Genomic DNA, 13776 nt, shown 5'->3' on the forward strand with positions numbered 1-13776 from the left:
GATCAGCTGCGGCGAAAATGCTGCCAAGCCAGCAAAGATAAAGGTTGCAGTAGCGTCTGCCTTTCAACAGGACGGGAGAAGACCGCCCCCACCCGTCTTACCCGATCGACATCAGGCTCGCATTGCCGCCGGCGGCTGCCGTGTTGATGCTGGTCGAGACTTCCTCCAAGAGCCAGTTCAGGCAAAAGGCGTCCGGATTGCGGGCAAGCTCCTCCCTTGATGCGGCCTGGACGAGGACCAGCGGGCCGGGCAGGGCGGCGATCTGCTTGTTGACGGTGCGGACACGCTCAGCATTGCCCTCGACCAGCGCGCCGGCAAATGGCACGTCCGCCTTCCAGTCCGCGGTGAAGGAAATCCGGGCGGAGACTGTGGCTGGAAGAGCTTTGAATGCACCCTTCAGACCTGACGCGCTATCAATGACGGCATGGTTGCCGGTGGCAAGCGTGGCGGCAAGCTGGCGGTAGAGGCCGTCCTCGGTCTCCGGCACGAGCAGGATACGGCCGCGTGCATGCAGCGCATAGAGGTTGCGCTCGCCGACAGGCCCCGTCAGTTCGGTCGTAAGCCCCAGCGCCGACTGGCTGCCGGTTTCGCGGGTCGCCTGCGCCTGTGCTTTCAGTCCCTTGCCATCGAGCCACTTGGCGAAATCGAGCAGCACTGGATCCGTATGTACCGAGCTGTGCTGCGGCGGCACCGGAGGGACCGTGACGAGGCGGCCGAGATAGAGCGGGCCGCCGGCCTTCGGTCCGGTGCCGGAGAGGCCGCGCCCGCCGAAGGGCTGCACGCCGACGACGGCGCCGATGATGTTGCGGTTGACGTAGAGATTGCCGGCCTTCACACGCGAGGTGACGTGGGCGATCGTCTCGTCGAGGCGGGTGTGCAGGCCGAAGGTGAGGCCGTAACCGGTGGCGTTGATATCGTCGATCAACCGGTCGAGATCGTCACGCTCGTAGCGGAGCACGTGCAGGACGGGACCGAAGACCTCGCGCTTCAGGTCGGAAAGCTGCTTCAGCTCGATGATCGTCGGCGGCACGAAGGTACCCTCGGCAGTGGCCGGGGAAAGCGCGATCTGCTCGACCTTGGCGCCCAGTCCGCGCATCGCCTCGATGTGCTTCTCGATGACACCTTTGGCTTCGGCCGTGATCACCGGCCCGACATCGACGGCGAGCCGGTCCGTGCGGCCGATATCGAGTTCGTGCAGCGCGCCCTTCAGCATGGTCAGCACGCGGTCGGCGACATCGTCCTGCAGGCAGAGCACGCGCAGCGCCGAGCAACGCTGGCCGGCGCTGTCGAAGGCCGAGGCGATGACGTCGCCGACGACCTGTTCGGCAAGCGCGGAACTGTCGACGATCATGGCGTTCTGGCCGCCGGTTTCGGCAATAAGCGGGATCGGCCGGCCGGATGGCGACAGGCGATCGGCAAGCCCCGCCTGAATGAGCCGGGCAACTTCCGTCGAGCCGGTGAACATCACGCCGGCAATATTTTCGGCACCAACCAGGGCGGCACCGACGCGGCCGTCGCCGGGAAGCAACTGCAGGGCTTCCAACGGGATGCCGGCCTCGTGCAGGATACGCACGCCTTCGGCCGCGATCAGCGGCGTTTCCTCGGCGGGCTTTGCCAGAACGGGATTGCCAGCGACGAGGGCTGCGGCGATCTGGCCGGTGAAGATCGCCAGCGGGAAGTTCCACGGGCTGATGCAGACGATCGGTCCGAGCGCCTGATGCGCCGGTCCGAGCGTGCGGCTTGCCTGCTCGGCGTAATAGCGCAGGAAATCGATCGCCTCGCGCACTTCGGCAATCGCATTCGGCAGCGACTTGCCGGCTTCGCGGACGATCAGCCCGAGCAGCGTCGGCATGCGCGCCTGCATCAGGTCGGCGGCGCGCACGAGGCGCTGGGCGCGCTCGGCCGGCGAAACGGCGCTCCATCTGGCGCCTTCGGCAAGGGCGATGTGGACGGCGCGACGGGCATCGTCCTCGGCGGTTTCGATGACCGAACCGACGGCGTCGCGGTGGTCGCCGGGATTGAGCACGGACCGGCTTTCGCCGCGCAGGGTCTGTGATCCAAGCTGCGGCGCAGCGGTCCACGCGATCGCGGCACTTTCCTTCAGCGCCTCGGAAAGCATCGCCAGCGAGGCCTCGTTGGAGAGGTCGAGACCGTCGGAGTTGCGACGCCCGCCATAAAGGTCGGACGGCAGCTTGATCTGGTCATGTGGCGCACCCATCAACGGCATGGCGCGCACGATGTCGACCGGATCGGCGACCAGTTCGTCGACGGAGACGGCCGGATCGGCGATGCGGTTGACGAAGGAGGAGTTGGCGCCGTTTTCCAGGAGACGGCGCACGAGATAGGCAAGCAGCGTCTCATGCGTGCCGACCGGCGCATAGATGCGGGCCGGACGGTCGAGATTGGCCTTGCCGACCACCTCGTCATAAAGCGGTTCCCCCATGCCGTGCAGGCACTGGAACTCGTAATCACCGACCTTGAAATTGGGACCGGCCATTTCGTAGATCGTCGCCAGCGATTGCGCATTGTGGGTGGCGAATTGCGGGAAGATGACGTCCTTGGCACTCAGCAGCTTGCGGGCGCAGGCGATATAGGAAACGTCGGTATGGACCTTGCGGGTATAGACGGGGAAGCCTTCGAGCCCGTCGAGCTGCGCCCGCTTGATCTCGGCGTCCCAATAGGCGCCCTTGACGAGACGCACCATGATGCGGTGGCCGGAGCGGCGGGCGAGGTCGATGATGAAATCGAGCACGAAGGGGCAGCGCTTGCCATAGGCCTGGACGACGAAGCCGACCCCGTTCCAGCCGGACAGGTCCGGATCGAGGCGCAGCGCTTCGAGCAGGTCGAGCGAAAGCTCCAGTCGGTCGGCCTCCTCGGCGTCGATGTTGAGGCCGATATCGTAGCGCTTGGCGATCAGCGCCAGGGCCTTCACCCTCGGCAGCAGCTCGGTCATAACGCGCGCAGCTTGAGCGCGCGAATAGCGTGGATGCAGGGCGGACAGCTTGATCGAGATGCCGGGGCCTTCATAGATGCCGCGGCCGTTCGAGGCCTTGCCGATCGCGTGGATGGCGTTTTCGTAATCGGCATAGTAGCGCTTGGCGTCGGCAGCGGTGGTCGCGGCCTCGCCGAGCATGTCGTACGAATAGCGGAAGCCGCGGGCCTCGAGCGGCCGCGAGCGCTTCAGCGCCTCCTGGATGGTTTCGCCGGTGACGAACTGCTCGCCCATCATCCGCATCGCCATGTCGACGCCGCGGCGGATCACGGGCTCGCCGGCCCGCGCGATCAGGCGGGTAAGGGCGGCGGACAGGCTGCGGTCGTTGACGGTGGCGGTCAGCTTGCCGGTGACGACGAGGCCCCAGGTGGCGGCGTTGACGAAGAGGGAGCGGCCGCCGCCGATATGCGAACGCCAGTCGCCGTCGGCGATCTTGTCGCGGATCAGCGCGTCGCGGGTGGCGGTGTCGGGAATGCGCAGCAGCGCCTCGGCCAGGCACATCAGCGCCACGCCCTCCTGGCTCGACAGCGAATATTCATGCACCAGCCCCTCGACGCCGGATCCCTTGTGCTTGGCGCGTAGCGCCGTGATCAGCTTGGCCGCGGTGGCCCTGGCGCGGGCGCGGATATCGTCAGGCAACGTCGCGGCGTCGACCAGCGGCGGCAGGCACTCGGTTTCCGGCCGGCGGTAGGAGGCGGTGATTGCCTGGCGCAGCGTCGTCTGAGTGGCGATCGGCGACGCGAAGTTTTCGAAGGGCAGGGGGGCGGCCTTGGTCTGCGGAGTTTTCTGCGGCTGGCTCATCGATCTCGTCCCTCTGAACTGGCGCGGCGCGCCTTCCAATCCTGCGTGCAAAATAAGGCAGAGGTTTCCGGATATCCATCCGGTTAAATGTCGTAAGAAATGAATGTTTCCCTGATTTTTATCAGATAAACCGTGTAGTATACGGCCTAACCAAAATCGTGCCGGACGATCCGAAGTCAGAGCATGACTTTCTGCGACAGCTTGTGGCGGGCCGTCAGACATTCGTCGTCGCCAGGCATGCAGGTGCGGCAGACGATCGGTCGCACGGCGTAGATCCGGCAGCCGACATGGATGCCGAGCTTTCCCTCCAGCGCCGAACAGCGATTGTCCTCGCAGCGCATGCCGCCGAGATCTGTGGAGACATATTCGGCGGGGATCCGTTCCAGCTCCTCCTCCGTTTCCAGCGAAAAACGCGGCCACTCCTCGGAATAGCTGCAGCAGGCGCCACAACTCTGGCAATCGAAATCTTCGGTGGGAACGATGAGGGTCATGGCACGTAGGGTAGCTGAAATTCCGTGCGAGCGGAATAGGATAGGGAGACATGGCCGGCTGCCGAAGCTGCTTGGACTGGCGAGGTCCATCGAGCGGGGATGTGAAGCGCGTTCACGACAACATTGCAGCTCTTGCAGAGTGGGGCATCGTCCGACGGACGTCCGCGATCGGTCTCGGATCGAATGCCGAGAGCATTTGATGCGCGGCGCTAAGCAACCGCTGCATCCCGAACCGCGATCTCGTAATCCTCGGTATGTACCAGCACCCCCGTGTCGGTCATGACGGCGATGCCGTAGGCGGCGGGTTCGTCGACGGACAGCGAGGCGTCCGGTGCCTGGAAGGGCATCGGCTGCTGGTGCACCGGGCTTTTGAAGACGGAAAAGGGAATGCCCCGGCTGGATCCGGAAATCGTCCGGTGCACATGGCCGGCGAAGAGATGCAGCACATTGCCGCGACGCTTCACCACGTCATAGAAGTCCACCTCGTTGATCAGGCGGATCAGGTCCATGCCGGTAAAGCCGGTCGCGTGCGGCGGATGGTGCATGAAGAGCAGTACCGGCAGGTCGCCGGCCGTTTCCAGCTGCCGGTCGAGCCAGGCAAGGCGCCTGGTACAGAGGAAGCCGGCGTGACTGCGCGGATAGTCGTAAGGCGGCGCAAACAGCGTATCAAGGATGACGACGCGGCAGTCGGGGAAATCGATGGCCTGCTGCACGAAGCCGTCCTCGTCGCGGGCAGCGGTGGAAAAGACGTCGAGAAACACGTCGCGCCTGTCGTGATTGCCGATGGTGATGGCGAGCGGCGGAATCAGTTGGTCGAGCAAGGCTTTCAGCCGCTCATAGGACGGCCGGTCGGCCTGGTGCGCCAGGTCGCCCATGACGATCACCCGGTCAGCGTCGGGATGGTAGCGGTTGACGTGCGCAATGCCGGCGGATAGTCGCTGGAACGGATCAAGCCCGATGATCGATGTGCCCTTGGGCACCATGTGCAGGTCGGTGAAGACGATCAGCTTCGTCATCGCGGCGCGCCCATTGTAAAGAAACCACTAATGAATGCCGTCAGGCTGGCCGCGGGAAGCCGGGGCGTCAAGCAACATAATTGGGATTGTTCGATCACGGCGCGACTTCGAGCAGTGCTTCGCCATAGCCGACACCCGTCCCTTCCGCGACGAGCACGCGTTGGAGGCGGCAGTCCTTGGTGGCAAGAACGGCGCGCAGGGTCAGGCCCGTCTTGATATAGGCGACGACCTCGCCTTTCGCGGCCTTTCGCGGCAGCGCCGGCACTGGCCCGGCATTTGCAGGGTGAGCATAGAGAACGATGCCGACCCCGGGTGAGCGGATCGTCTCCGGATTCGCCATCGCCGCCGGGTCAGCCGGCGCGGCGTCGTGCGCATCGGCGCCAATCGTCAGATGAAGCTGGGTGGTTCCGTGTTCGTAATCGAACGTGGCAACGCCGTGCCGCTCCATCAAGGCGATCACGCTCTGAATGTCTTTGCTGTTCATCGGCTCACGCCGTCATCTCGATCGTCATCAGCGGCATGCCCGCGGTGACCGCCGCGCCGTCCGCGACGTGGATTGCGGTGATCCGACCGGCGCAGTCGGCTTCGACCGGGTTCATCATCTTCATGGCTTCGATGATGGCAAGCTTGCGGCCGTCTTCGACAAGGGCGCCGAGCTCGACGAAGGGCGGTTCGCCCGGCAGCGGCGAGCGGTAGAAGGTGCCGGGCAAACCCGCGACGACGACATGTTCCTTCGACCCTGCCGCGGCGGCGGACGCTGTCGCTTCCGCTCGGGCTCCGCCTGACGAAGCGGCCGCGTTGGATGCGTTGGACCGAGGTGCCGCAATCGTCTTCGACAGGCGGATGCGCGTACCGTTTTCCGTCAGTTCCAACTCGTTGACACTGGAATTTTCCAGAAGGCGCATCAGCCGTTCGATCAGGTCGAGGTCCATGAATGTCTCGTTTTCGGCAGGGATCAGGAAAGGAAGTTCTTCACCGTGATGCCCTCGGCCTCCAGGCCGAGCCGGACAGTTGCTGCAATCATGACGGCGGCCGGCGTGTCGCTGTGAACGCAGATCGAGTCGATAGGGGTTCTGATGCTTTTGCCGCTTATCGTCTCGATGGCATTCATGCGGACCATGCGAACGGCGCGGGCGGCGGCCTCGGCAGGGTCGTGGATCACCGAACCGGCGATCTTGCGGTCGACGAGATAACCTTCCTCCGTATAGGCCCGGTCTGCAAAGATTTCGGATGCAGTCTTCAGTCCCATCTCGTTCGCCTGTCGCTGCTGGTGGCCGAGCGCGATGACGAGGCAGACGAGCGACGGATCGACGGCCTTGATGGCGCGGTTGACGGCCATTGCCACCTCGGCGTTCTGCTGGGTCAGGTTGCCGAGCGTACCATGCGTCTTCACATGGGTGATGGGATGGCCGGCATAGGCCGACATCGCCTGCGCCGCGCCGATCTGGTAGGCGACGAGGCGCTCGATCTCGCCGGCGGAGAAAGGAATGTTGCGGCGCCCGAAGCCCCAGAGGTCGGGAAAGCCGGGATGGGCGCCGACGGCGACGCCGCGCTCCTTCGCCAGGGCGAAGGTCGTTGCCATGATCTCCGGATCGCCGCCATGAAAGCCGCAGGCGATGTTCGCCGAGGTGACGACCTTGAGGATTGCATCGTCGTCACCCATCCGGTAGGCGCCGAATCCTTCGGCCATGTCGGAGTTCAGATCGACGCTCAAGCGTTTGGTGTTCAAGGCTTTTCCGCTTCCTGATGATTTGAGGCAAACCGATCTTAGCCTATGTCGGGGGTTAGGGAAATGACAGGATGCGCCTCCGCGTCGTCGCAAAGGATGATTGACGTGTCGTCAGCGCTGCAATCAGATCGAAGCTGTGAATGCGATACGGCTAGGCAAGACCCGCAAGCTAATATATCAGAGAAGCGGCAAGGTTCCTCGGCGGATTTTCAGGTGACAGACGTTGTTTCTCCCAGATTGAGCTCGCAAGGCGCAGGCGCGATCCTGCTCGACGCTGCCGGTCCGGTTTTTTCGGACGATATCCAATCGAGAATCTGGGCCGTGGCGGCATGGATGCTGAAGGTCGACGGCGTGGCCGAGACTGTGCCCGGCATGAACAATCTGATGATCGTCTTCGACCCGCTGGCGATTTCGCCCGGCGAAGTGGAACAGCAGCTTCTGCGCATCTGGCAGACGGTGGTGCCGGACGCGGTCTCAGGCCGCGATATCGACATCCCGGTGGTCTATGGCGGGCCGGACGGCGAGGATCTGGCGGCGCTTGCGGACAATGCCGGGCTAACCGTCGAAGAGGTGGTGCGCCGGCATTCGGAAGCGGTCTACTCGGTGGCGGCCGTCGGCGCGATGCCGGGTTTCGTCTATCTTTCCGGGCTTGATCCGCAGCTCGCCTTTCCCCGCCGGGCCGTGCCGCGCATGAAGGTGAAGGTCGGCTCGGTGATCATCGGCGGCGCGCAAGCCGGCATCATGCCCTGCACGGCACCGTCCGGCTGGCACATCATCGGCAAGACAGAGGTGCCGCTGTTCGACCCGCTGCGCGATCCACCGTGCGCCTGCAAGCCGGGCGACCGTATCCACTTCCGTGTGTTGGAGGTCCAGCCATGATCGAGATCCTGTCGACCGGCGCGGTCAATTCCGTGCAGGATCTCGGGCGCACGGGCTACCTCGATGCCGGCGTCGGGCACTCCGGCGTCATGGACGCCCCGGCGCTCGAAATCGCCAACCTGCTCGTCGGAAACGACGAGGGCGCGGCCGGCATCGAGGTGGCGCTGTTTCCCTTCCGGTTGCGGTTCAAGGCCGATACGGTCTTTGCCGTGGCGGGGGCCGATTGCCCGGCAAAGCTCGATGATCGGCAGGTTCCCGGCTGGTGGGCGATGACTGCGAAGGCGGGCGAGGCGCTGACGCTCGGCCTGCCGCGCTGGGGTGCCCGCACCGTCATCGCCTTCCAGGGGGGTATCGACGTGCCGCTGGTGCTTGGCTCGCGTTCCACCGATCTCAAGAGCGTTTTCGGCGGATTTGAGGGCCGCGGGTTGCACCGAGGCGACAGGCTGGCGCTTGCCGAGGGGTCTCGCAGAATGTTGCGGATGGAGGGTGGTTACGGCGCCGATGTATCGGCGCTGCGCGGACCTGCAGCGGCAAAGGACGAAGCGATCGTCTTGCGCGTCTTGCCGAGCGCCGAATATGCTGTCTTCACCGGCGAATCACGCTCGCAATTTCATGAAACCGACTGGCTGATCACCAATGATGCCAATCGTATGGGTTATCGCCTGAGCGGCCCGGAGCTGACGCTTATCCGCAAATTGGAACTCTTTTCGCATGGTATCATGCCCGGCACGGTGCAGGTGCCGCCGAACGGCCAGCCGATCATCCAGCTTGCCGAGGCCAATACCTGCGGCGGCTATCCGAAGATCGCCAATGTCATCGAGGCGGATCTGTGGAAGCTCGCGCAGGCGCCGGTCGGCGCACGGCTGCGCTTCGAGCTTACCGATCGGGACACGGCGGTGGCAGCACTCAGGCAACAACGCACTTTCATGGCCGCACTTGCCGCAGACGCGGCGCTGATGCGCGGCTGGAACTGATTTTCGACACTGGAGCCGAATGATGAGATGGAAACGTACGATCCAGCTGCTGGATGTTCATTGCGAAGGCGAGATCGGCAAGGTGGCGATCGGCGGCGTGCCGAAAATCCCGGGCAACTCGATCGCCGAACAGCTGAACCACATCAATACCGTCGATGACAGCCTGCGGCGTTTCCTCTGCCTCGAGCCACGCTCAGGATCGATCGGCTCCGTCAATCTCCTGGTGCCGGCAAAGCGGCCGGAGGCGGATGCAGGGTTCATTATCCTGCAAGCGGATCAGGCGCATGCCATGTCCGGCTCGAACTCGATCTGCGTGACGACGGCGCTGTTGGAATCCGGCATTGTCGAGATGAAGGAACCGGAGACGGTGGTGATGCTCGATACTGCCGCCGGCCTGGTCAAGGCGACGGCCACCTGCCGCGACGGCCGTTGCGAGCGCGTCAAGCTCACCATGGTTCCCTCCTTCGTGCATGAGCTGGATGTCGAGGTCGATACGCCCGACTGGGGCCGGATAAAGATGGACCTCTGCTTCGGCGGCGTCTTCTATGCGCTGGTCGACGTCGCGCAGATCGGCACGACGATCGAAAAGGCCAACGCCCGCCGGATCGTCGAGGCCGGCATGATGCTGAAGGACCTCGTCAACCGCACGATCCCGGTCGTCCACCCGGAAATTCCGGAGATCACGGGCGTCGCCTATGTGATGTTCCGCGATACCGAAGCCGACGGTACGGTGCGCACCTGCACGACGATGTGGCCGGGGCGGGTCGACCGTTCGCCCTGCGGCACCGGCAGCTCCGCCAATCTCGCGACGCTTCACGCGCGAGGGTTGGCGAAGGTGGGCGACGTCTTCACGTCGCGTTCGATCATCGGTTCGGAATTCGAGGTGGGGCTGGAAAGCGTCACTGAGGTGGCGGGCCGTCCGGCGATCATCCCGACGATTTCCGGCCGCGGCTGGACCTTCGGGCTGCATCAGGTGGCGCTTGATCCGTTCGATCCGCTGGCCGAGGGATTTGCCCTGACCGATACCTGGGGGCCGCAGGCCGGCGAAATCCGCTGACGAATGTGTTAGTTTATGCTTACGGTTTGATGGCGAGAAACAGGCGCTGCGGCGGCCGGTCCCTGCCCGGCCAGCGGACCGCGCGCGGCTGAACGGCATGGGGAGGCCGCAAGCCGTTTCTTGGATGCGGCTGCCTCACTTGACGCGGCCCGATTTTGCCAGAACGAGGTTTGCCTGCTCGCTCGGCTGGACGCTGGCTGTTGTTGCCGGATCGATCCCCGGCTTGGCAATCTTCGTCATGGCGAATGCGTCGCCATTTTCCGCAGCCTTCGCGAACATTGCAGCGGCGGCAACCGGGTCGGCCTGCATGCCTTCGCCGTTTTCCAGCATCAGGCCGAGATTGACCATCGCATCGACATTGCCGCGGTCAGCGGCCAGCCGGTAGAACCGCGCGGCCTTTTGATCGTCTTCGCGAACCTGCGTCCCCTCGTCCAGCATGACGGCGAGGTTGAAGGCGCCGAGATTGTCCCTGGCGACCGAGGCCCGCTCGAACCACTGGGCGGCAAGCGAGCCATTGGCGGACGTGCCGACGCCATCGCGATAGGCGACGCCGAGATTGTACGCGGCCATGATGTTCCCGGTGGCGGCGGCTTTTTCAAAGAGTGCGAAAGCGGTGTCGTGATCTCCCTTTTCGCCAAGCATGACGGCATAGTTCACCATCGCGGCCGCATGCCCGCCTTCGGACGCTTTTTCGAGCATCTGGAAGGCTTGCGCGTGCTGGCCGGCGGCATGGAGCACGCGGGCGAGCTGAAAGGTCTGGCGTGGGCCGCTGCCCTGGTTGAAGGCTTCGCGGCAGGCCGAGAGGGCAATACCGATGCGGAGATCCTCGGTCGCCACGGGGCGAAAGGACAGGTTGCGCTGCAGATCGTGTTCGCTGCCGGCCTCGGCATCACACTGGTCGGCTGGCAGCATCGGTGAGGCAGCGCGGGCGGGGGGAATGGCGATCGCTGCGATCGCAAGCAGGCTGACGGCGGTGAGCAGGATGGCGTTGATCACGGAAATGCGCTTGCTGGTTTCGTTTTTCATAGCGTTCTCCCTGGCGTTTGTGCCACCCTAGGGAGCAAGCCGGCGCATGGCTGTTCCTTGGGAAACAGCGTTTCAGGCCGCCGGGGAGGAAGAATGAAAGCAATCCGGCCAAAGGAGTGTCCGGCAGGCTTCCTGGCCTGTGCGCGGATGCTGCGTCGAAAACCGGCCTGTTTGAACAAGGAGCAAGGGCAATGACGCGAGAGAACATGCCGATGCGGCACGTCCGGATCGGACGGCGGACATTCGTCGGCGGCTGCGCTTTGGCCATGGGGGGATTGTTCGCCATCCCGGCGCATGCAAACGCCGTCATTGGCAAGGCAACCGATGTGCGCGGCAAGGTCAACCTGAAGCGCGCGGAGAAGGAAGAGGGATTGGCGACCGGCGCGCAGATCATGGACAACGACTTCGTCCGGACCGCTGCCGAAAGCTTCGCCGACCTGCAACTCGCCGATACCCGGATATTGCTCGGCAGCGAGACGGAGCTGCTTGTCGACAGCTTCATCGCCGGCCAGGGCGGCACCATGGAGCTCGGCATGGGGCAGATGGTCTTCGACAGGCCGGAAGGCCTTGCCAAGATCGACCTCGCCTTGCGAACCACCTTCGGCATGATCGGCGTGCGGGGCACGAAATTCTTCGCCGGCCCGAACCGCGGTGTTTTCGCCGTGTTTGTCGAACACGGCCAAGTGTCTGTCGATGGCGGTGGTGTCCAGCGGCTGGTGGGGGCCGGCGAGGGTGTCGAGATCGCCAGGCCCGGCGATGCGCCGACGCAGCCCGTCGTCTGGAAGGAAGCCAGAATCGTCGAGGCTTATGCGAGCGTCGGGCTGACGCGTTGAGGCCTAGAGCCGGATGATTTTAGGTCGAATCGACCTAAAATCATCCGGCTCCAGAATCAAAGAAGTAGAGCATGATGTCGTCCGAAAACCGCTCACACTTTTCGGCATCATGCTCTAGCCTCAGGCCTCGCTGGTGAACAATTCCATTTCGCCGAAGCCGCGGATTTCGTGCATGCCGAGCGACCGCAGCTTGCGGCCGCTCTGGACGGCCGCTTCCGGGCCGATGCATATGGCGGTCCCGAGGAACTTGTTGGCTTCCTGCAGCCGGGCGGCGAGATTGATGGCGTCGCCATGGGCGGTATAGTCCAGCTTGCCGCCGGCCCCGACTTCGCCGAGCACGGCGATCCCCGTTTCGATACCGATCCGCGTGCGGCCGAATTGATGTTCGACGAAGCCCGGCCGGCGGCGCATTTCCTCCGTCAGCGCCCGGATCGCCTCGGCGCAGTCGATCGCCTTGTTGACGTGGTCCTCGAGATCCTCCGGCGCGTTGAAGAACGCATGCACGGCGTCCCCCACCACCTTGTCGACCATGCCGCCGTAGCGGGCGACCAGTCCGTTCACCTCGGCATAATAGGTGTCGAGCAGGGTAACGAGGTCGCGCGGCGCAAGCTTCTGCGACAGGGTGGAAAAGCCCTCGATGTCGGTGAAAAGCGCCGTCACCGGTCGCTCCTCGCCGGCGACGCGGTCGTCATCCGGGTTGTCGATGTAGCGGGCCACGACGGATTGCGGCAGGTATTGCGAGAACTTGCTGCGCGCCGCCGATTCTGCCCGCCTGACCCGGGCAAATTGCAGCACGCTGGTGACGGCGAGCACGAAGACGAGGGCAAGGCTGATGCCGACGGCATCGACCAGCAGGGCGGAGGCGGCATAGATCGCCGCGGCCGCCGCGATCGTCGCGGAAATCGCCAGAAGCCCCAGGAGCGCCGACGTCACCGGCCGCAGGCGGGTCGCAATCAGGGCGACCAGCAGCCCGCCGACCAAAGCAAGCGCCGCCTCACGAAGTGGAAGTTGCGCATCGCGACGGGGGATGAAGCCGGTCAGCACGGCATTGGCGACGTCGGCATGGATTTGCACGGAAGGTTCGAGTGGCATCGAGGCGGTGGAACGCAGGCCGCCGAGATTGGGAAGGCTGCTGCCGATGAACACCGTCTTGCCCTTGAACCGCGCGTCGGCGACGGCGCCGCTCAGCACGTCGCCCGCCGATACCGTGCGCGCAGCGATCGTGGCGCTCGAGCTTGCGGCAAACCGCATGCTGCCATCCTCGTCCAGTTCGATCAGCCGGGCTTCGAGCTTCAGCCAGGCGGGTTGGCCGCCGAGGATCGGCGTGCGGCCGCCTTCGGCCAGGCGTGCAGCCTCGAGCCCGAGCGTCGGATAGGCATCGTTGCCGAGGATCGAAAAGGCCTGCACCCGGCGGATGCGGGCATCCTCGTCGCCGACGAGAAAGGCGGCTGCCGCCGACCGCGACGCTTTTTGCAGAAACGGGCACGAGGCTTCGGCGCCATCGATGAACCACAGGTCGGGGATCGCCACCGGACGGCGGACCGCGACGGGCGGAACAGGTGCCGGATGCTCGGGGCCGCCATCGGCAATCAGAAAGCCGAGAATGGTAGGCACGGCCGAAATCGCCTGCGTCAGCGCGGCGTTGGATTTCTCCCCGGGATCGCAGGCCGTGCTGAAAATGAAATCGAGCGCGACGGCCTTGGCACCGGCCGCCGACAACCGGGAGAGTAACTCGGCCGTTTCGCCGCGGCCCCAACTCTTCGCCGCAGTCTGCAGCAGCGATTTCCGGTCCACGTCGATGACCACGATCTGATCGGATTGCGGCGCCGGTACCCATTGCGTCAGCGAATCGAAGAAAAGCTCGCGCTGCGTTTCAAGCACCGGTCCGGCGGAGAAGAACAGGAACAGCGCACCCAGGACGCTCGCAACCGCTCCGGCAAACAGCGGCTTGACCCGGGGCAGGCGGAAGCTTTTCAAG

The 13776-nt window shown here is 64.5% G+C and carries 12 protein-coding genes; 4 read left to right on the forward strand and 8 right to left on the reverse strand.

Annotation, left to right across the window (positions count from 1 at the left end; genetic code table 11):
* Positions 1-97 precede the first annotated feature (97 nt).
* The 6 genes from putA to JNB71_RS09245 form a co-directional block, all read right to left on the reverse strand.
* A complete protein-coding gene (putA, locus tag JNB71_RS09220; RefSeq protein WP_220371523.1) occupies positions 98-3793 on the reverse strand; it encodes a trifunctional transcriptional regulator/proline dehydrogenase/L-glutamate gamma-semialdehyde dehydrogenase in 3696 nt (1231 codons plus the stop codon).
* Positions 3794-3969: 176 nt separating this feature from the next.
* Positions 3970-4284, reverse strand: coding sequence for a YkgJ family cysteine cluster protein (locus tag JNB71_RS09225; protein WP_220371524.1), 315 nt, complete (start codon positions 4282-4284; stop codon positions 3970-3972).
* 209 nt (positions 4285-4493) lie between these two features.
* Positions 4494-5300 (reverse strand): 2', 3'cyclic nucleotide phosphodiesterase SpdA, encoded by an 807-nt coding sequence (gene spdA / locus JNB71_RS09230; RefSeq protein WP_220371525.1) that lies wholly within the window; start codon positions 5298-5300, stop codon positions 4494-4496.
* A 94-nt stretch (positions 5301-5394) separates the two neighbouring features.
* Positions 5395-5784, reverse strand: coding sequence for a hypothetical protein (locus JNB71_RS09235; protein WP_220371526.1), 390 nt, complete (start codon positions 5782-5784; stop codon positions 5395-5397).
* Between the two features lie 4 nt (positions 5785-5788).
* Positions 5789-6232: an acetyl-CoA carboxylase biotin carboxyl carrier protein gene (locus tag JNB71_RS09240; RefSeq protein ID WP_220371527.1), complete on the reverse strand. Its 444-nt coding sequence runs from the start codon at positions 6230-6232 to the stop codon at positions 5789-5791.
* Positions 6233-6255: 23 nt separating this feature from the next.
* On the reverse strand, positions 6256-7029 hold the full coding sequence (locus tag JNB71_RS09245) for a LamB/YcsF family protein (RefSeq protein WP_220371528.1): 774 nt from the start codon (positions 7027-7029) through the stop codon (positions 6256-6258).
* A gap of 213 nt (positions 7030-7242) precedes the next feature.
* Between JNB71_RS09245 and pxpB the strand changes: the two genes are divergently transcribed.
* Genes pxpB through JNB71_RS09260 form a run of 3 tightly spaced genes read left to right on the forward strand, consistent with a single transcriptional unit; the run spans position 7243 to position 9939 of the window.
* Positions 7243-7908 (forward strand): 5-oxoprolinase subunit PxpB, encoded by a 666-nt coding sequence (gene pxpB / locus JNB71_RS09250; protein WP_220371529.1) that lies wholly within the window; start codon positions 7243-7245, stop codon positions 7906-7908.
* The gene (locus JNB71_RS09255) at positions 7905-8882 is read left to right on the forward strand and encodes a biotin-dependent carboxyltransferase family protein (RefSeq protein WP_220371530.1); all 978 of its coding nucleotides are present in this window, start codon (positions 7905-7907) and stop codon (positions 8880-8882) included. The genes pxpB and JNB71_RS09255 overlap by 4 nt, the downstream gene beginning before the upstream one ends.
* Before the next feature lie 22 nt (positions 8883-8904).
* Positions 8905-9939, forward strand: coding sequence for a proline racemase family protein (locus tag JNB71_RS09260; protein ID WP_220371531.1), 1035 nt, complete (start codon positions 8905-8907; stop codon positions 9937-9939).
* A gap of 135 nt (positions 9940-10074) precedes the next feature.
* On the opposite strand, the gene JNB71_RS09265 is transcribed toward JNB71_RS09260, so the two are convergent.
* Complete coding sequence (locus JNB71_RS09265; RefSeq protein WP_220371532.1) at positions 10075-10965, reverse strand: tetratricopeptide repeat protein; 891 nt, start codon at positions 10963-10965, stop codon at positions 10075-10077.
* A gap of 212 nt (positions 10966-11177) precedes the next feature.
* Between JNB71_RS09265 and JNB71_RS09270 the strand changes: the two genes are divergently transcribed.
* Positions 11178-11798, forward strand: a complete 621-nt coding sequence (locus tag JNB71_RS09270; protein ID WP_220372228.1) for a FecR family protein — start codon at positions 11178-11180, stop codon at positions 11796-11798.
* Positions 11799-11918: 120 nt separating this feature from the next.
* On the opposite strand, the gene JNB71_RS09275 is transcribed toward JNB71_RS09270, so the two are convergent.
* Entirely contained in the window at positions 11919-13775 is a 1857-nt protein-coding gene (locus JNB71_RS09275) for a CHASE2 domain-containing protein (protein WP_223215808.1), read from the reverse strand.
* Between the last annotated feature and the right edge of the window lies 1 nt (position 13776).

It is taken from the genome of Rhizobium herbae (assembly GCF_019511375.1).
Lineage (GTDB): Bacteria > Pseudomonadota > Alphaproteobacteria > Rhizobiales > Rhizobiaceae > Pararhizobium > Pararhizobium herbae_A.

Excerpts from the sequence above, each read along its gene's own strand:
- putA (WP_220371523.1), bottom strand. The coding sequence starts at position 3,793 with ATGAGCCAGCCGCAGAAAACTCCGCAGACCAAGGCCGCCCCCCTGCCC.
- JNB71_RS09225 (WP_220371524.1), bottom strand. The coding sequence starts at position 4,284 with ATGACCCTCATCGTTCCCACCGAAGATTTCGATTGCCAGAGTTGTGGC.
- spdA (WP_220371525.1), bottom strand. The coding sequence starts at position 5,300 with ATGACGAAGCTGATCGTCTTCACCGACCTGCACATGGTGCCCAAGGGC.
- JNB71_RS09235 (WP_220371526.1), bottom strand. The coding sequence starts at position 5,784 with ATGAACAGCAAAGACATTCAGAGCGTGATCGCCTTGATGGAGCGGCAC.
- JNB71_RS09240 (WP_220371527.1), bottom strand. The coding sequence starts at position 6,232 with ATGGACCTCGACCTGATCGAACGGCTGATGCGCCTTCTGGAAAATTCC.
- JNB71_RS09255 (WP_220371530.1), top strand. The coding sequence starts at position 7,905 with ATGATCGAGATCCTGTCGACCGGCGCGGTCAATTCCGTGCAGGATCTC.
- JNB71_RS09260 (WP_220371531.1), top strand. The coding sequence starts at position 8,905 with ATGAGATGGAAACGTACGATCCAGCTGCTGGATGTTCATTGCGAAGGC.
- JNB71_RS09265 (WP_220371532.1), bottom strand. The coding sequence starts at position 10,965 with ATGAAAAACGAAACCAGCAAGCGCATTTCCGTGATCAACGCCATCCTG.
- JNB71_RS09270 (WP_220372228.1), top strand. The coding sequence starts at position 11,178 with ATGCGGCACGTCCGGATCGGACGGCGGACATTCGTCGGCGGCTGCGCT.